Origin of the sequence: Serratia sp. BNK-33-b (genome assembly GCF_048684565.1) — a bacterium.
Lineage (GTDB): Bacteria > Pseudomonadota > Gammaproteobacteria > Enterobacterales > Enterobacteriaceae > Serratia > Serratia marcescens.
The window spans coordinates 4,005,212-4,022,535 of record NZ_JBLQTZ010000001.1 but is presented as its reverse complement, the minus strand read 5'-3'; the positions used below and the strand labels follow the sequence as shown (position 1 = coordinate 4,022,535).

The 17,324-nt window shown below is 55.5% G+C and carries 12 protein-coding genes, 1 tRNA gene, 2 rRNA genes and 1 other annotated feature; of the genes, 8 read left to right on the top strand and 7 right to left on the bottom strand.

Annotated elements, in window-relative coordinates:
- Positions 1-48: 48 nt before the first annotated feature.
- The 3 genes from ACMGGK_RS19480 to ACMGGK_RS19470 all read right to left on the bottom strand — a co-directional run bounded on the left by ACMGGK_RS19480 (position 49) and on the right by ACMGGK_RS19470 (position 1,774).
- The gene (locus ACMGGK_RS19480) at positions 49-561 is read right to left on the bottom strand and encodes a lysozyme (RefSeq protein ID WP_049298907.1); all 513 of its coding nucleotides are present in this window, start codon (positions 559-561) and stop codon (positions 49-51) included.
- On the bottom strand, positions 545-766 hold the full coding sequence (locus tag ACMGGK_RS19475; protein WP_016929019.1) for an HP1 family phage holin: 222 nt from the start codon (positions 764-766) through the stop codon (positions 545-547). Before ACMGGK_RS19475 ends, ACMGGK_RS19480 begins: the two co-directional genes overlap by 17 nt.
- 243 nt (positions 767-1,009) lie before the next feature.
- Positions 1,010-1,774: a DUF481 domain-containing protein gene (locus tag ACMGGK_RS19470; protein ID WP_028127834.1), complete on the bottom strand. Its 765-nt coding sequence runs from the start codon at positions 1,772-1,774 to the stop codon at positions 1,010-1,012.
- Between the two features lie 495 nt (positions 1,775-2,269).
- Between ACMGGK_RS19470 and ACMGGK_RS19465 the strand changes: the two genes are divergently transcribed.
- Together ACMGGK_RS19465 and tyrA are read left to right on the top strand one after the other, a co-directional pair.
- Positions 2,270-3,346, top strand: a complete 1,077-nt coding sequence (locus ACMGGK_RS19465) for a 3-deoxy-7-phosphoheptulonate synthase (protein ID WP_016929016.1) — start codon at positions 2,270-2,272, stop codon at positions 3,344-3,346.
- A 3-nt stretch (positions 3,347-3,349) separates the two neighbouring features.
- On the top strand, positions 3,350-4,471 hold the full coding sequence (gene tyrA, locus ACMGGK_RS19460) for a bifunctional chorismate mutase/prephenate dehydrogenase (protein WP_033641292.1): 1,122 nt from the start codon (positions 3,350-3,352) through the stop codon (positions 4,469-4,471).
- A 54-nt stretch (positions 4,472-4,525) separates the two neighbouring features.
- Here the strand turns inward: tyrA and pheA are convergent, their stop codons facing one another.
- The 4 genes from pheA to bamD all read right to left on the bottom strand — a co-directional run bounded on the left by pheA (position 4,526) and on the right by bamD (position 7,360).
- Positions 4,526-5,683, bottom strand: a complete 1,158-nt coding sequence (pheA, locus tag ACMGGK_RS19455; protein WP_033641293.1) for a bifunctional chorismate mutase/prephenate dehydratase — start codon at positions 5,681-5,683, stop codon at positions 4,526-4,528.
- A gap of 42 nt (positions 5,684-5,725) precedes the next feature.
- Positions 5,726-5,852, bottom strand: a sequence feature (Phe leader region).
- Positions 5,804-5,851 carry a hypothetical protein gene (locus ACMGGK_RS19450; protein WP_101428074.1) on the bottom strand — a complete coding sequence of 16 codons (48 nt, stop codon included), beginning with the start codon at positions 5,849-5,851 and terminating at the stop codon, positions 5,804-5,806. (Overlaps the previous feature by 48 nt.)
- Positions 5,853-5,974: 122 nt before the next feature.
- Complete coding sequence (gene raiA, locus ACMGGK_RS19445; protein WP_004932457.1) at positions 5,975-6,316, bottom strand: ribosome-associated translation inhibitor RaiA; 342 nt, start codon at positions 6,314-6,316, stop codon at positions 5,975-5,977.
- Positions 6,317-6,628: 312 nt separating this feature from the next.
- Positions 6,629-7,360, bottom strand: coding sequence for an outer membrane protein assembly factor BamD (bamD, locus tag ACMGGK_RS19440; protein ID WP_004932456.1), 732 nt, complete (start codon positions 7,358-7,360; stop codon positions 6,629-6,631).
- A 131-nt stretch (positions 7,361-7,491) separates the two neighbouring features.
- Between bamD and rluD the strand changes: the two genes are divergently transcribed.
- The 6 genes from rluD to ACMGGK_RS19410 all read left to right on the top strand — a co-directional run bounded on the left by rluD (position 7,492) and on the right by ACMGGK_RS19410 (position 17,268).
- Positions 7,492-8,469 carry a 23S rRNA pseudouridine(1911/1915/1917) synthase RluD gene (rluD, locus tag ACMGGK_RS19435; protein ID WP_028127833.1) on the top strand — a complete coding sequence of 326 codons (978 nt, stop codon included), beginning with the start codon at positions 7,492-7,494 and terminating at the stop codon, positions 8,467-8,469.
- Positions 8,469-9,200, top strand: a complete 732-nt coding sequence (gene yfiH / locus ACMGGK_RS19430; RefSeq protein ID WP_049298908.1) for a purine nucleoside phosphorylase YfiH — start codon at positions 8,469-8,471, stop codon at positions 9,198-9,200. Before rluD ends, yfiH begins: the two co-directional genes overlap by 1 nt.
- Positions 9,201-9,330: 130 nt before the next feature.
- Positions 9,331-11,904 (top strand): ATP-dependent chaperone ClpB, encoded by a 2,574-nt coding sequence (gene clpB / locus ACMGGK_RS19425; RefSeq protein WP_025301647.1) that lies wholly within the window; start codon positions 9,331-9,333, stop codon positions 11,902-11,904.
- Between the two features lie 511 nt (positions 11,905-12,415).
- Positions 12,416-13,957: ribosomal RNA gene (locus ACMGGK_RS19420) — 16S ribosomal RNA — on the top strand.
- An 88-nt stretch (positions 13,958-14,045) separates the two neighbouring features.
- Positions 14,046-14,121, top strand: a tRNA-Glu gene (locus ACMGGK_RS19415).
- Positions 14,122-14,360: 239 nt separating this feature from the next.
- A 23S ribosomal RNA gene (locus ACMGGK_RS19410) occupies positions 14,361-17,268 on the top strand.
- Together the 16S and 23S rRNA genes with 1 tRNA gene alongside form the textbook arrangement of a ribosomal RNA operon.
- Positions 17,269-17,324: the final 56 nt, after the last annotated feature.

Sequence of the window (17,324 nt, the reverse complement as noted above, 5' to 3'; positions counted from 1 at the left end):
ATTAAGTGAAATTGGTGTGGCATCATCCTTTGGCGAGCGAACTCGTCATCATGAGGCAATGCCTTGCAAGCACAGTGCGCGTTCCATGGCGCGTCGCTGTTCCAGCCCTTTGTTTTTCTTTCCGTTTACGTAAACCCAGCGTGGCAGCTGATCGCAGGCCTGCCGCCACTGGCGCTGTTGCAGCAGCGCGACCAGCGTAGAGCGGCAGGCTGCGCTGACGCCCACATTGAAGGCGAAAGCGATCACCGCATCATAGGTTTGTTGCGAGAGCGTATCCGGCAGGCAGGTGGCCATGCCGCGCTCGGTGCGGCGAACATCGTCGACCAAATCCATCGCGGCTTTGCGTTCATCGATCGCTTTACCAGGGATGACGCCAGCGGTGTGCCCAATGCCATGCGTCCACACCCCGGCGCTGCACTGGTAAGGCGACAGGCGGCAACCTTCGAGATCGGCGATCAGCCTGAGACCGGCTTCTGAGGTTTGCAGCTCGCCAAATGACGGCAACAGCACGGCGATGGCCAAAACGGCGGCGACGCTGCAGCGCTTAACGGTTGCACTCATCGTAAATGTTCCTCCGAGATGTCGCATTGCGCTCAATGGCCTTCAAGATCTGCAGGCTTTTACGTCGGTAGTACCAGTTCACCAGAAACGTGCCGATGCCTACCGCCGCACCGACTAAAAAGGCAATGTCCTGCGGAGACAGCTTGCCGAGCCAGGCGAGAAACAGCGCCATGGCGTAGGTGATGAATGAGGTGATTTTCTCCATAGCCTTATGCTCGCTTCGTTTACAGAATCTCGGGAGCCGGAGGCATCGATGCGTGAGAGCTCGCTATCGATATCCATCATGCTCCTGGTCTGTATGATAATTACTGTATATGCATACAGTATTAAGCTATTTGCTAAAGTCGTCAATGGGTGGGATGAATATTTTTAGCAGATTGTGCAAAAGAGGGCGGCCGGCATAAAAAAAGCCCATCAATGATGGGCTTCGAGAAATAATGGGGGGATATTATAGGCCGTAGACCAGCGTGACCGAGGTCGTCGTGTCGGTGTTCTTCGGCGCCGAGGCCGGCGGTTTGCTGTTGTAGGTCACGGTGTAAGCTACGCGCAATGAGAAGCGATCGTTGATCGCCACGTTCAACGCGCTTTCCGAGTTCAGCGTGGTTTCTTCGTTCGCCAGCGCGGAAACGCCCTGAATGAACTTGGTGTTATCGGTCAACTGATAGGAATAGTTGGCCGCACCATAGGCTAGCCCCTTTGTTGCACGGCCGCCGCCATGGTACTCGTCATGGCGCACGCCGGGACCGAATTCCACCCGCAGGTCACTGAGCGGCCCGTTAAGGAGCTGACGGCCGTAGCCGCCGGTCAGCGTGGAGCGTGAGTCGTAACCGTTGAAACGGTCACTCAGCCAGCTGGCCTGACCGAACAGGTAGTTGCGATCGGTCAGGTTATAGCGCGTACGGCCACCGGCCTGGTATTTTTCGGACGAGCGCACGTTGGAGGAGGTGGTGTTGTTGGCCGCCCCCCACAGGCTGTACGCCGCGTCGCTATTGAACCAGGTCATGTTGGTGTTGGCCAACAGGGTGGAGCTCTGCGAGTTGCCTGACTGGGCGTTGTAGCCCGCCTGCACGTTGCCTTCGAACGGTTTCTTGGCGGTGGCCGGATCGTCCATCGCGGTGAAAAGCGTATTGTCGGCAAGGGCTGAAACACTGGTGAAAGTCGTTAAGCAGCAAATATACAGCGGAAAAGCGCGACGAGCGCGAGAAGAGAGCATCTTGGATCCAGTTGTTAAGGGGAATTATTGTTGATGACGGTCACATTATATCGGTTCATTTCGGCGACAAAAATAGCCGTCATTAGCTTAAGTTTTTAATTTTTATCCCTCATTTATTCGCTTTTCTTCTACTTAAAATCATCGCTTTTGGCGGCATTTCGTGCTGATCCTGCTTCGCACAGGCGTCGGTGCCGAGATCGGCGGCGTATCTTCGCTGTAAAATCATGTGTACAAATAAATTTACATATATTCATTTTTCTTAGACCGGGTGGCTAAGGTGTGGTGAAGGTTTTTTTGATTTATTAAATACATGTATTTACTGTATTTATATTGGTTTTTTCAACTCTTTTTCAAAGGTGATTTAATCAGGATAATTGCGGTAATTTTTTATTTACGGAAAATGGATTGAAAACTTTACATATCGTGATAGGGTAGAGCCCTGAAACGCTCAATGTTCCATTTCAACGCATAACGCCAAACGACAGGAATAGCATCATGCAAAAAGACGCGCTCAATAACGTACACATCAGTGCAGAACAGGTTCTCATCACGCCGGAGGAGCTGAAGAACCAGTTCCCGCTCAGCGCCGACGACGAAAATGAGATCGCCACTGCGCGCAACACTATCGCCAACATTTTGCAGGGGCGCGATCATCGCCTGTTGGTGGTGTGCGGGCCTTGTTCGATCCACGATCCGGACGCGGCGCTGGACTACGCCCGTCGTTTGAAAACCCTGGCGGCTGACTTGAGCGATCAGCTGTATATCGTTATGCGCGTCTACTTTGAAAAACCCAGAACCACTGTCGGCTGGAAAGGTTTGATCAACGATCCGTACATGGACGGTTCGTTTGACGTTGAAGCAGGCTTGCATATCGCGCGTCGCCTGTTGCTGGATTTAGTGGGCATGGGCTTACCTTTGGCTACCGAAGCGTTGGATCCGAACAGCCCGCAGTACCTGGGGGACTTGTTCAGCTGGTCGGCGATCGGTGCGCGCACCACCGAATCTCAGACCCACCGCGAAATGGCCTCCGGCCTGTCGATGCCGGTCGGCTTCAAAAACGGCACCGACGGCAGCTTGGGCACCGCCATCAACGCCATGCGCGCCGCCGCTATGCCGCACCGCTTCGTCGGCATCAACCAGGCAGGCCAGGTTTGCCTGCTGCAGACGCAGGGCAACCCGGACGGACACGTGATCCTGCGCGGCGGCAAAACCCCGAACTACAGCGCTGAGCACGTTGCGGCCTGTGAAAAACAGATGCTTGAGGCGGGACTCCATCCGTCCTTGATGATAGATTGCAGCCATGGCAACTCGAATAAAGACTATCGCCGTCAGCCGGCGGTTGCCGAGTCCGTGGTGGAGCAGATCAAGGCGGGTAACCGTTCGATCACCGGCATCATGCTGGAGAGCCATCTGCATGAGGGCAACCAGTCTTCCGAACAGCCGCGTGCAGACATGCGTTACGGGGTGTCCGTCACCGATGCCTGCATCAACTGGGAGAGCACGGAAACTCTGCTGCGTCATATGCATCAGGAACTCGGCGCTGCGCTGACGGCTCGCACGGGAGAAAAGTAAGTTATGGTGGCAGAACTGACCGCGCTGCGCGATCAAATCGATGAGGTGGATAAAGCGCTGCTGGATCTGCTGGCGAAACGCCTGCATCTGGTAGCGGAAGTGGGCGAAGTCAAAAGCCGTCATGGCCTGCCGGTTTACGTACCGGAGCGCGAAGCCGCGATGCTGGCCTCGCGTCGCCAGGAGGCGGAAAACCTCGGGGTGCCGCCGGATCTGATCGAGGACGTCTTGCGCCGCGTGATGCGCGAATCGTACGTCAGCGAGAATGATAAAGGCTTTAAAACTCTGTGTCCGCAGCTGCGGCCGATCGTCATCATCGGCGGCAACGGCCAGATGGGCCGGCTGTTCAACCGCTTGCTGACGCTGTCGGGTTATCAGGTCAGGGTATTGGATCAGGAAGATTGGCCGCAGGCGGAACAGCTGCTGGCAGACGCCGGCATGGTGATCGTCAGCGTGCCGATCCATGTGACCGAGCAGGTGATAAGCCGCCTGCCGACGCTGCCTGCCGACTGTATTCTGGTGGATTTGGCGTCGGTGAAGAACCGTCCGCTGCATGCGATGTTGGCGGCGCACAGCGGCCCTGTGGTGGGATTGCACCCGATGTTCGGCCCGGACGTGGGCAGCGTGGCGAAGCAGGTAGTGGTTTACTGCGACGGCCGCCAGCCGGAGGCTTACCAATGGTTGCTTGAGCAGCTGCAGGTGTGGGGCGCGCGGCTGCATCGCATCAGCGCGGTCGAACACGATCAGAACATGGCGTTTATTCAGGCGCTGCGGCACTTCGCCACCTTCGCCTACGGGTTGCATCTGGCGGAAGAGAACGTGCAACTGGAGCAGTTGCTGGCGCTCTCCTCGCCGATCTACCGGCTGGAGCTGGCGATGGTTGGCCGCCTGTTTGCGCAGGATCCGCAACTTTACGCCGATATCATCATGTCGTCGGAGGAAAACGTGGCGCTGATTAAGCGTTACTACCAGCGCTTCGGCGAGGCGATAAAGCTGTTGGAGCATGGCGACAAACAGGCGTTTATCGACAGTTTCCGCAAGGTGGAACACTGGTTCGGCGATTACGCCCAACGCTTCCTGGTGGAGAGCCGCACGCTGTTGCGGCAGGCTAACGACAGCCGACAGTAAAACGCGGGCGGTAAACGTAAAGGGTTCGGCTTGGCCGAACCTTTTTTTATGGTTTCAGGATGGGTTGACCGGCACCACGGTGTCGCTTGGGTAACAGCCCAGTACCTTCAGCGAGCGGGTGATTGGCGCCAGATCGCGCAGCGCTTTTTGCATCGCGTCGGCACGCAGATTGGCTTGCACATCGATATAAAACATCTCTTCCCACGGATTGCCGTTGATCGGGCGTGATTCCAGTTTGGTCATGATGATGCCGTTGTCGCGCAGAACCAGCAGCGCTTCGACCAACGCGCCGGATTGCTGGCCGGTTGCCATAATCAGCGTGGTTTTGGCCGGCACCTGTTCAGATACGTCGATCGCTTTGCGCGCCAGGACGATGAAGCGAGTGATGTTCTGCTGCTGGTTGGCGAGGTTGTGTTCCAGCACCTGCAGCCCGTACAACGCGCCGCCGGCCTCGCTGCCCAGCGCCGCCACCTTCGGCGAATTCAGCTTGGCGACTTTCTCCATCGCCGCGGCGGTGCTTTCGGTGTACTCGATTTTCCAGTGCGGGAAGCGGTTAAGGAACTGGCTGCACTGTTGGAACGGCTGCGGATGGCTGTAGACGGTTTCAATCTGGCTCAGGTCGCTATCGCCGGCCACCAGAACACAGTGGTCGATCGGGTTGGTCAGTTCGCCGACGATCGACAGGCTGGTGTGCTGCAGCAGATCGTACACCTCGTTAATCGAACCGGAACTGGTATTCTCGATCGGCAAAATTGCGTAGTCCGCCTGGCCGGTTTCCACCTGGGCGAAGATATCCTGAAACTTCTGGCAACCGCATTCGATCAGCCGATCGAAATGGCGGGCGGCATATTGGCGTGCCGCCAGATGTGAATAAGAGCCTTTCGGGCCGAGGAAGGCGATGCGTGCGGCGTGTTGGCTGACAGGGTTGAGCTGGTGCTGCAGCAGCGCCTGCTGGGTCAGGACGGAATCTTCGATAATCAGTTGGAACAGGCGGGTGACGTAGAAGCCGTCCAGGTCGTAGGGTTTGGCGGCGGCGATCAGCGCATCCAGCAGATCGCGTTCGCGCTCTTTGTCGCGGATCGGACGGTGAGAGTGCAGCTTGGTCTTGCCGACTTCGATCGCCAGTTCACGGCGTTCCGCCAGCAGGGCCAACAGTTTCAAGTCCAGTGCGCTGATGCGCTCGCGCAGCACCAATAACGGGTTGTCAGTCATAATCAGCTTCCGCCTTCAATTCTTATTCGTTGTAAAACAGCCATAAAAAAAGCCTCCTGTTTCCAGGAGGCCTTGTTGTTCGTCTTCGCATTCTTTCTTACACGACGAAACGCCTCCCAGTCAGGGGAAGGTAAAAAAGAATGCGAAGAAAAACGGTGTGCGTGGCATGGTCTACCTAAGGTTAATGCGAACAGGTTTTAAAGTAACCGCTGGCTTTTACCCCGTCAACAAAAATACCCGACAAAAAACGCGCCCTCGGGCGCGTTTGATGCGGCAACCGCAGTCGGAGGGTTATTCCTGCTCTTGCGTGACTTCCGGCACGATGTCTTTCACGCTGGCATTGCAGCGGCGCGCTTCGCCTTTGTGCTGCACCTTGTTCAGCTGGCGCTCCAGCTTGGCGATCAGCTCATTAACGGCGGTATACATGTCATCATGTTTGGCGCTGGCGACCAGCGGGCCGTTAGGCGTGGTAATGGTAGCATCGGCGACAAACCCTTGCGGTTCTTTGGATAAGACGATATGCGGGTTAATCAGCTGGGTCTGCCATTTTTCCAGTTTGGTGAGACGGTCTTCGACGTGATTGCGGATTGCGGGAGTGATATCCATTTGTTTGCTGGTAATGTTCAATGTCATATAACTTACCTCTCTGTCTTTCCGTCTTGGTGAATCCAGCATACCCCGCTTTTTGTTTAAATGCGTGATGTAAATCACGATTTTTTGTCACTTTTTGCAAAGTTAGTTCAATCTGTGATTCAGCATTTGAATTGGCTATCTAATGCTTGAGAGTTGTCGCCGGATGGCGCATTATTGATGAGTTGACCGGTGAGGAGCACTAGCTAACACCGTGTTTTTACTTGTGTATTTTTCCAGTGAAAACCAGGTCGACGCCAATGAAAACGGCAGCCGAGGCTGCCGTTTTGCTTTTCTGCCGTTGCCGACGCGCGCTTATTGCGGGTTGGCGGCGATCACTTTGGCCACTTTGTCAGCCTGGCCGTTCAGCTGCAGCTGCTTGTAGGCATTTTCCATCAGCGGCAACACGTCGTGCGTCGCTTTGGTATCCGGGAATTCACGCAACATCTGCTCGGCGCGATTAACGACCGCGACGTAAGCACCGCGTTTAGTGTAGTATTCCGCCACCGAAAGCTCATACTTGGCCAAGCGGTCTTTCAGATACACCAAACGCTTGTTGGCGTCGGTCGCGTATTGGCTGTTCGGGTATTGCTGAATCAACTGGCTGAAGTCGCGGAACGCAGCGCGAGCGTGCTGAGGATCGCGGTCAGAACGGTCAACCCCGAAGAAGCCCTGCAGCGCGCTGTCATCGAGCGCCATGTCGGTCAGGCCGCGCATGTACATCACGTAATCGATGTTCGGGTGCGTCGGGTTCAGACGCATGAAGCGATCGATGGATGCCTGAGCCATCGGCAAGTCGGCGGCCTTATAGTAGGCGTAAATCAAATCCAGCTGGACCTGCTGGGAATACGGCCCGAAAGGATAGCGGTTATCTAACGCTTCGAGTTGCGTAATCGCGCCCTTGAAGTTACCGTCCTGCAGTTTTTGCTGCGCGGTAGCATAGATTTCCGAAGGTGGGTTGTCGGGAACCGCATCCTTGGATGTGGAGCAACCTGCCAGCGCCAGGCTCAACGTGGCTGCCGCCACCAGATATTTCATACGCGTCATGACGTTTTGATTATCCTCAGGGTGTTATTCCGGGAGACTGTCCGTTAAGCTCCCGACAAAGACCAGGTACAATAGCACATTATATTAAACGGCATCGCCGTGAAAACCCAACGTTAACGAAGAAGCTGCATATGGCACAACAAGTACAACTCACCGCAACGGTGGCCGAATCTCAACTCGGACAACGTTTAGATCAGGCTTTGGCCGAATTGTTCCCTGATTATTCACGATCTCGCATAAAAGAGTGGATCCTGGGCGATCGGGTGAAGGTCAATGGCAAAACGTCAAACAAACCGAAAGAGAAGGTGCTGGGCGGAGAGACCGTCGCCATCGATGCACAGATTGAAGAAGAGGCGCGTTGGGAGCCACAGGATATCGCGCTGGATATCGTCTATGAAGACAGCGACATCCTGGTGATCAACAAACCGCGCGATTTGGTGGTGCACCCTGGCGCCGGTAACCCGGACGGCACGGTGCTCAATGCGCTGCTATATCACTACCCGGAAATCGCCGACGTGCCGCGCGCCGGCATCGTGCACCGTCTGGACAAAGACACCACCGGCCTGATGGTGGTGGCGAAAACCGTGCCGGCCCAAACCCGGCTGGTGGAAGCGCTGCAGGCGCGTGAAATCACCCGTGAATACGAAGCGGTGGCGATCGGCACCATGACCGCCGGCGGCACGGTAGAAGAGCCTATCGCGCGTCATTCCACCAAGCGTACCCATATGGCGGTGCACCCGATGGGTAAACCGGCGGTAACGCACTACCGCATCATGGAACACTTCCGCGCGCACACCCGCCTGCGCCTGCGCCTGGAAACCGGCCGTACTCACCAGATCCGCGTGCACATGGCCTATATCAGCCATCCGCTGGTGGGCGATCCGCTGTACGGCGGTCGTCCGCGTCCGCCGAAAGGCGCTTCGGAAGCCTTCATCAATACGCTGCGCGGTTTTGACCGTCAGGCGCTGCACGCCACTATGCTGCGTTTGTATCATCCGATTAGCGGTATTCAGATGGAGTGGCATGCGCCGCTGCCGCAGGACATGGTCGATCTGATCAACGCGCTGAAGGCGGACACCGAAGAATTCAAAGATCAGATGGACTGGTAATGAGCTCGCTCATTCTGCCTGACTGGCCGTTGCCTGCCGGCGTTAAGGCCTGCAGCACCACGCGTCGCGGCGGCGTCAGCCTGCCGCCTTATGACTCGCTGAACCTCGGCGCTCACGTCGGTGACGAGGAGCAAACGGTGAAGCGCAATCGGGAACGATTGGTTATCGCCGCCGGCTTGCCGCAGATGCCGGTGTGGCTCGAGCAGGTGCACGGCACTCGCGTGGTGACGTTGACGGGACAAGCGCCCGCCGATCTGCGGGCGGATGCGGTGTACAGCAACGTGCCGGGGCAGGTGTGTGCCGTGATGACGGCGGATTGTCTGCCGGTGCTGTTCTGCTCGCAGCACGGCGACGAAGTGGCCGCCGCTCACGCCGGCTGGCGTGGGCTATGCCACGGAGTGCTGGAGCAAACCGTGGCGGCGTTCAGCGCCGCGCCGGGCCAAATTAGCGCCTGGCTGGGGCCGGCGATCGGCCCGCAGCAGTTTGAGGTCGGGCCGGAGGTGCGCGCCGCTTTCATGGCGGAAGACGCTGAGGCCGCAGCGGCATTTGCCCCGCACGGCGATAAGTTTTTGGCTAATATCTACTTGCTGGCTCGCCAACGCTTGTTGCGTGCGGGCGTTCAGGCCATCTACGGCGGCGACCGCTGTACGGTTAACGAAATGAGCCATTTTTTCTCCTATCGGCGCGACGGAATAACCGGACGTCTGGCAAGTTTAATCTGGCTGATATAACCTATTGAATTAGGACGATCCAACGACGCATGGCGTTGTACCGAAAATTTAGCGTCGAGATAACCTTGAAAATTTGAGGGATGACCTCATTTAATCTCCAGTAGCAATTTCGACCCATCTTGGAGGTGTTATGCGTCTGGATCGTCTTACCAACAAATTCCAGCTTGCCCTCGCCGATGCCCAGTCACTAGCCCTTGGGCACGACAACCAGTTTATTGAACCGCTACATCTGATGAGCGCCCTGCTCAATCAGGAAGGGGGCACGGTTCGTCCACTATTAACTTCCGCAGGTATCGATGCCGGGCGCGTGCGCACCGAGATCGAACAGGCGCTGTCCCGTTTACCGCAGGTAGAAGGCACCGGTGGCGACGTTCAACCATCCCATGAGCTGGTGCGCGTTCTGAACCTGTGCGACAAGCTGGCGCAGAAGCGCGCGGACAAATTCATTTCTTCCGAGCTGTTTGTGCTTGCGGTGCTGGAAGACCGCGGCTCGTTGACCGACTTGTTGAAAGCGGCCGGCGCGACGGCCGACAAAATCAGCAAAGCCATTGAACAAATGAGAGGCGGTGACAGCGTGGAAGACCAAGGCGCCGAAGACCAACGGCAGGCATTGAAGAAATACACGATCGATCTGACCGAACGCGCCGAGCAGGGCAAGCTTGACCCGGTGATCGGCCGTGACGAAGAGATCCGTCGTACCATTCAGGTGCTGCAACGCCGCACCAAAAACAACCCGGTGCTGATCGGCGAACCTGGCGTAGGTAAAACCGCCATCGTCGAAGGCCTGGCGCAGCGCATCATCAACGGCGAAGTGCCGGAAGGGCTGAAGCACAAGCGCGTATTGTCCCTCGATATGGGCGCTTTGATCGCCGGCGCCAAATACCGCGGCGAGTTTGAAGAGCGTCTGAAAGGCGTGCTCAACGATCTGGCCAAGCAGGAAGGCAGCGTTATCCTGTTTATCGACGAACTGCACACCATGGTCGGCGCCGGTAAGGCGGATGGCGCGATGGATGCGGGTAATATGCTCAAGCCGGCGCTGGCGCGCGGCGAGCTGCACTGCGTCGGTGCCACCACGCTGGATGAGTATCGTCAATATATAGAGAAGGATGCGGCGCTCGAGCGTCGTTTCCAGAAAGTGTATGTGGCGGAGCCAAGCGTGGAAGACACTATCGCTATTCTGCGCGGCCTGAAAGAGCGTTACGAACTGCACCACCACGTGCAGATCACCGATCCGGCCATCGTGGCGGCGGCAACGCTTTCGCACCGTTATATCGCCGATCGTCAATTGCCGGACAAGGCTATCGACCTGATCGACGAAGCGGCGTCCAGCATTCGCATGCAGATGGACTCCAAGCCTGAATCGCTCGATCGGCTTGAGCGCCGCATCATTCAGTTGAAGCTGGAACAGCAGGCGCTGAATAAAGAGTCGGACGACGCCAGTAAGAAACGCCTGGACATGCTCAGCGATGAGCTGGGGCAGAAAGAACGCGAATATTCGGAGCTGGAAGAAGAGTGGAAAGCGGAAAAAGCGTCGCTCTCCGGTACTCAGAACATCAAGGCGGAACTCGAGCAGGCCAAAATCACCCTGGAGCAGGCGCGCCGCGTCGGCGATCTGGGGCGGATGTCGGAACTGCAGTACGGCAAGATCCCTGAGCTGGAGAAACAGCTCGCCGCCGCCACGCAGGCCGAAGGCAAGAGCATGAAGCTGCTGCGCAACCGGGTGACCGATGCGGAGATTGCTGAAGTGCTGGCGCGCGCCACAGGGATCCCGGTGGCCAGAATGCTGGAAGGCGAGCGCGACAAGCTGCTGCGTCTGGAGCAAGAGCTGCATTCGCGAGTGATTGGCCAGGACGAAGCGGTCAGCGCGGTCTCTAACGCTATCCGCCGCAGCCGCGCCGGGTTGTCCGATCCTAACCGGCCGATCGGTTCGTTCCTGTTCCTTGGCCCGACCGGGGTGGGGAAAACCGAGCTCTGCAAGGCACTGGCTTCGTTCCTGTTCGACAGCGACGACGCCATGGTGCGTATCGACATGTCCGAGTTTATGGAGAAGCACTCCGTCTCTCGTCTGGTCGGCGCGCCTCCGGGTTATGTCGGCTATGAAGAGGGCGGCTACCTGACGGAAGCCGTGCGCCGCCGGCCTTACTCGGTGATCCTGCTGGATGAAGTCGAGAAAGCGCACCCGGACGTATTCAATATTCTGTTGCAGGTGTTGGATGACGGCCGCCTGACCGATGGCCAGGGCCGCACCGTCGATTTCCGCAATACTGTGGTGATCATGACGTCCAACCTGGGGTCGGATCTGATCCAGGAGCATTTCGGTCAGATGAACTACGCTCAGATGAAAGAGTCGGTGATGGAGATGGTGAGTCACCACTTCCGTCCGGAGTTCATCAACCGTATCGACGAAGTGGTGGTGTTCCATCCGCTGGGCGAGAAACACATTGCTGCAATCGCCAAGATTCAGCTGTCGCGTCTGTACAAGCGTTTGGAAGAGCGCGGTTACGAAGTGACCATGACCGAACCGGCCCTGGCACTGTTGAGCAAAACCGGTTACGACCCTGTGTATGGTGCGCGTCCGTTGAAACGTGCTATTCAGCAGGAGATCGAGAACCCGCTGGCGCAGCAAATCCTGTCTGGCAAGCTGATCCCCGGCAAGCTGGTAACGCTGGATGTGGAAAACGACCATATCGTTGCACGCCAATAACGACAGTTAAGCCTATTAAAGATGAAAGGGAGCGGGTGACCGCTCCCTTTTCTTTATCTTCGTTTGCTCCTGTTTGCAGGGTTTGCCGCTATTACTGCGCTAAAACCGGTGTTTTTTGACTAATAAACATCCTAAAAAGGCATTTCTGGTGATTATTTGAACGCTTGAAAAGTTTTTTGCAATTAGGGGTTGCGGCCCGCCGAGAACTCCCTATAATGCGCCTCCACTGACCGGGAACAACGACTGACAAGCCGCCGGGTCAGCGAGAAGAAAGCGAAATAAATGCTTGACTCTCCGGGCGAAAAGCGTAGTATACGCAGCCCGCGCCGATGAGTTTCTCGGCACTGCTCTTTAACAATTTATCAGACAATCTGTGTGGGCACTCCACAAGACGATATCCAGCATCTTCGGATGCAAAAAAATATCAAGTCTTGAAGAGTGACTAACTGAAGTAAAATTCATGCAGTAAATCTTTGAGCATCGCTTCTCGAGTGGAAGCAAATCAAGCTTTTAATTGAAGAGTTTGATCATGGCTCAGATTGAACGCTGGCGGCAGGCTTAACACATGCAAGTCGAGCGGTAGCACAGGGGAGCTTGCTCCCCGGGTGACGAGCGGCGGACGGGTGAGTAATGTCTGGGAAGCTGCCTGATGGAGGGGGATAACTACTGGAAACGGTAGCTAATACCGCATAACGTCGCAAGACCAAAGAGGGGGACCTTCGGGCCTCTTGCCATCAGATGTGCCCAGATGGGATTAGCTAGTAGGTGGGGTAATGGCTCACCTAGGCGACGATCCCTAGCTGGTCTGAGAGGATGACCAGCCACACTGGAACTGAGACACGGTCCAGACTCCTACGGGAGGCAGCAGTGGGGAATATTGCACAATGGGCGCAAGCCTGATGCAGCCATGCCGCGTGTGTGAAGAAGGCCTTCGGGTTGTAAAGCACTTTCAGCGAGGAGGAAGGTGGTGAGCTTAATACGTTCATCAATTGACGTTACTCGCAGAAGAAGCACCGGCTAACTCCGTGCCAGCAGCCGCGGTAATACGGAGGGTGCAAGCGTTAATCGGAATTACTGGGCGTAAAGCGCACGCAGGCGGTTTGTTAAGTCAGATGTGAAATCCCCGGGCTCAACCTGGGAACTGCATTTGAAACTGGCAAGCTAGAGTCTCGTAGAGGGGGGTAGAATTCCAGGTGTAGCGGTGAAATGCGTAGAGATCTGGAGGAATACCGGTGGCGAAGGCGGCCCCCTGGACGAAGACTGACGCTCAGGTGCGAAAGCGTGGGGAGCAAACAGGATTAGATACCCTGGTAGTCCACGCTGTAAACGATGTCGATTTGGAGGTTGTGCCCTTGAGGCGTGGCTTCCGGAGCTAACGCGTTAAATCGACCGCCTGGGGAGTACGGCCGCAAGGTTAAAACTCAAATGAATTGACGGGGGCCCGCACAAGCGGTGGAGCATGTGGTTTAATTCGATGCAACGCGAAGAACCTTACCTACTCTTGACATCCAGAGAACTTTCCAGAGATGGATTGGTGCCTTCGGGAACTCTGAGACAGGTGCTGCATGGCTGTCGTCAGCTCGTGTTGTGAAATGTTGGGTTAAGTCCCGCAACGAGCGCAACCCTTATCCTTTGTTGCCAGCGGTTCGGCCGGGAACTCAAAGGAGACTGCCAGTGATAAACTGGAGGAAGGTGGGGATGACGTCAAGTCATCATGGCCCTTACGAGTAGGGCTACACACGTGCTACAATGGCATATACAAAGAGAAGCGACCTCGCGAGAGCAAGCGGACCTCATAAAGTACGTCGTAGTCCGGATTGGAGTCTGCAACTCGACTCCATGAAGTCGGAATCGCTAGTAATCGTAGATCAGAATGCTACGGTGAATACGTTCCCGGGCCTTGTACACACCGCCCGTCACACCATGGGAGTGGGTTGCAAAAGAAGTAGGTAGCTTAACCTTCGGGAGGGCGCTTACCACTTTGTGATTCATGACTGGGGTGAAGTCGTAACAAGGTAACCGTAGGGGAACCTGCGGTTGGATCACCTCCTTACCTAAAGATATTAGTTCGAGTGGCGTGCTCACACAGATTGTCTGATGAAAAAGTAACGAGCAAAAGCGTCATAAAAGTACGGTGTCGTGTCCCCTTCGTCTAGAGGCCTAGGACACCGCCCTTTCACGGCGGTAACAGGGGTTCGAATCCCCTAGGGGACGCCAAGCTTCCGACCCACCCGGTGAAAGCGGCGGTCTCAAGTATCTGACGATACACCATATCTTAAAGATGACTTCCGAGTCATGTTTAAGATATTGCTCTTTAACAATCTGGAACAAGCTGAAAATTGAAACATGACGGCTGAAATTTATCCCTACGTAGACGTATTGGGATGAAGAGTAACCTGTCATAGAGTCTCTCAAATGTTTGCAGCGCGAACGATGGAAACATCTTCGGGTTGTGAGGTTAAGTGACTAAGCGTACACGGTGGATGCCTAGGCAGTCAGAGGCGATGAAGGGCGTGCTAATCTGCGAAAAGCGTCGGTAAGGTGATATGAACCGTTATAACCGGCGATACCCGAATGGGGAAACCCAGTGTGTTTCGACACACTATCATGTCATGAATACATAGTGGCATGAGGCGAACCGGGGGAACTGAAACATCTAAGTACCCCGAGGAAAAGAAATCAACCGAGATTCCCCCAGTAGCGGCGAGCGAACGGGGAGGAGCCCAGAACCTGAATCGGCTTGTGTGTTAGTGGAAGCGTCTGGAAAGTCGCGCAGCAAAGGGTGATAGCCCCGTACACTAAAATGCACAGGTCGTGAGTTCGATGAGTAGGGCGGGACACGTGACATCCTGTCTGAATATGGGGGGACCATCCTCCAAGGCTAAATACTCCTGACTGACCGATAGTGAACCAGTACCGTGAGGGAAAGGCGAAAAGAACCCCGGCGAGGGGAGTGAAATAGAACCTGAAACCGTGTACGTACAAGCAGTGGGAGCACCTTCGTGGTGTGACTGCGTACCTTTTGTATAATGGGTCAGCGACTTATATTTTGTAGCAAGGTTAACCGTATAGGGGAGCCGTAGGGAAACCGAGTCTTAACTGGGCGATTAGTTGCAAGGTATAGACCCGAAACCCGGTGATCTAGCCATGGGCAGGTTGAAGGTTGGGTAACACTAACTGGAGGACCGAACCGACTAATGTTGAAAAATTAGCGGATGACTTGTGGCTGGGGGTGAAAGGCCAATCAAACCGGGAGATAGCTGGTTCTCCCCGAAAGCTATTTAGGTAGCGCCTCGTGAACTCATCTTCGGGGGTAGAGCACTGTTTCGGCTAGGGGGCCATCCCGGCTTACCAAACCGATGCAAACTCCGAATACCGAAGAATGTTATCACGGGAGACACACGGCGGGTGCTAACGTCCGTCGTGAAGAGGGAAACAACCCAGACCGCCAGCTAAGGTCCCAAAGTCATGGTTAAGTGGGAAACGATGTGGGAAGGCATAGACAGCCAGGATGTTGGCTTAGAAGCAGCCATCATTTAAAGAAAGCGTAATAGCTCACTGGTCGAGTCGGCCTGCGCGGAAGATGTAACGGGGCTAAACCATGCACCGAAGCTGCGGCAGCGACGCTTAGGCGTTGTTGGGTAGGGGAGCGTTCTGTAAGCCGTTGAAGGTGGCCTGTGAGGGTTGCTGGAGGTATCAGAAGTGCGAATGCTGACATAAGTAACGATAAAGCGGGTGAAAAGCCCGCTCGCCGGAAGACCAAGGGTTCCTGTCCAACGTTAATCGGGGCAGGGTGAGTCGACCCCTAAGGCGAGGCTGAAAAGCGTAGTCGATGGGAAACAGGTTAATATTCCTGTACTTGGTGTTACTGCGAAGGGGGGACGGAGAAGGCTAGGCTAGCCGGGCGACGGTTGTCCCGGTTTAAGCGTGTAGGGGGTGTGACCTGGTAAATCCGGTTGCATATCAACCCTGAGGCGTGATGACGATGCACTACGGTGCAGAAGTAGTTGATGCCCTGCTTCCAGGAAAATCCTCTAAGCATCAGGTAACATTAAATCGTACCCCAAACCGACACAGGTGGTCAGGTAGAGAATACCAAGGCGCTTGAGAGAACTCGGGTGAAGGAACTAGGCAAAATGGTGCCGTAACTTCGGGAGAAGGCACGCTGGCATGTAGGTGAAGTCCCTCGCGGATGGAGCTGAAGCCAGTCGAAGATACCAGCTGGCTGCAACTGTTTAATAAAAACACAGCACTGTGCAAACACGAAAGTGGACGTATACGGTGTGACGCCTGCCCGGTGCTGGAAGGTTAATTGATGGGGTCAGCCGCAAGGCGAAGCTCTTGATCGAAGCCCCAGTAAACGGCGGCCGTAACTATAACGGTCCTAAGGTAGCGAAATTCCTTGTCGGGTAAGTTCCGACCTGCACGAATGGCGTAATGATGGCCAGGCTGTCTCCACCCGAGACTCAGTGAAATTGAACTCGCTGTGAAGATGCAGTGTACCCGCGGCAAGACGGAAAGACCCCGTGAACCTTTACTATAGCTTGACACTGAACATTGAGCCTTGATGTGTAGGATAGGTGGGAGGCTTTGAAGCGTGGACGCCAGTCTGCGTGGAGCCATCCTTGAAATACCACCCTTTAATGTTTGATGTTCTAACTCGGCCCCATAATCTGGGGTGAGGACAGTGTCTGGTGGGTAGTTTGACTGGGGCGGTCTCCTCCCAAAGAGTAACGGAGGAGCACGAAGGTTAGCTAATCACGGTCGGACATCGTGAGGTTAGTGCAAAGGCATAAGCTAGCTTGACTGCGAGAGTGACGGCTCGAGCAGGTACGAAAGTAGGTCTTAGTGATCCGGTGGTTCTGAATGGAAGGGCCATCGCTCAACGGATAAAAGGTACTCCGGGGATAACAGGCTGATACCGCCCAAGAGTTCATATCGACGGCGGTGTTTGGCACCTCGATGTCGGCTCATCACATCCTGGGGCTGAAGTAGGTCCCAAGGGTATGGCTGTTCGCCATTTAAAGTGGTACGCGAGCTGGGTTTAGAACGTCGTGAGACAGTTCGGTCCCTATCTGCCGTGGGCGTTGGAAGATTGAGAGGGGTTGCTCCTAGTACGAGAGGACCGGAGTGAACGCACCACTGGTGTTCGGGTTGTCATGCCAATGGCATTGCCCGGTAGCTAAGTGCGGAAAAGATAAGCGCTGAAAGCATCTAAGCGCGAAACTTGCCTCAAGATGAGTCTTCCCTGGGCCTTCAAGGCCCCTGAAGGAACGTTTAAGACTAAGACGTTGATAGGCTGGGTGTGTAAGTGCAGCGATGCATTGAGCTAACCAGTACTAATGATCCGTGAGGCTTAACCTTACAACACCGAAGGTGTTTTAGAGAGATTTTCAGCGAAGTTCCGAGATTGGTTCTGA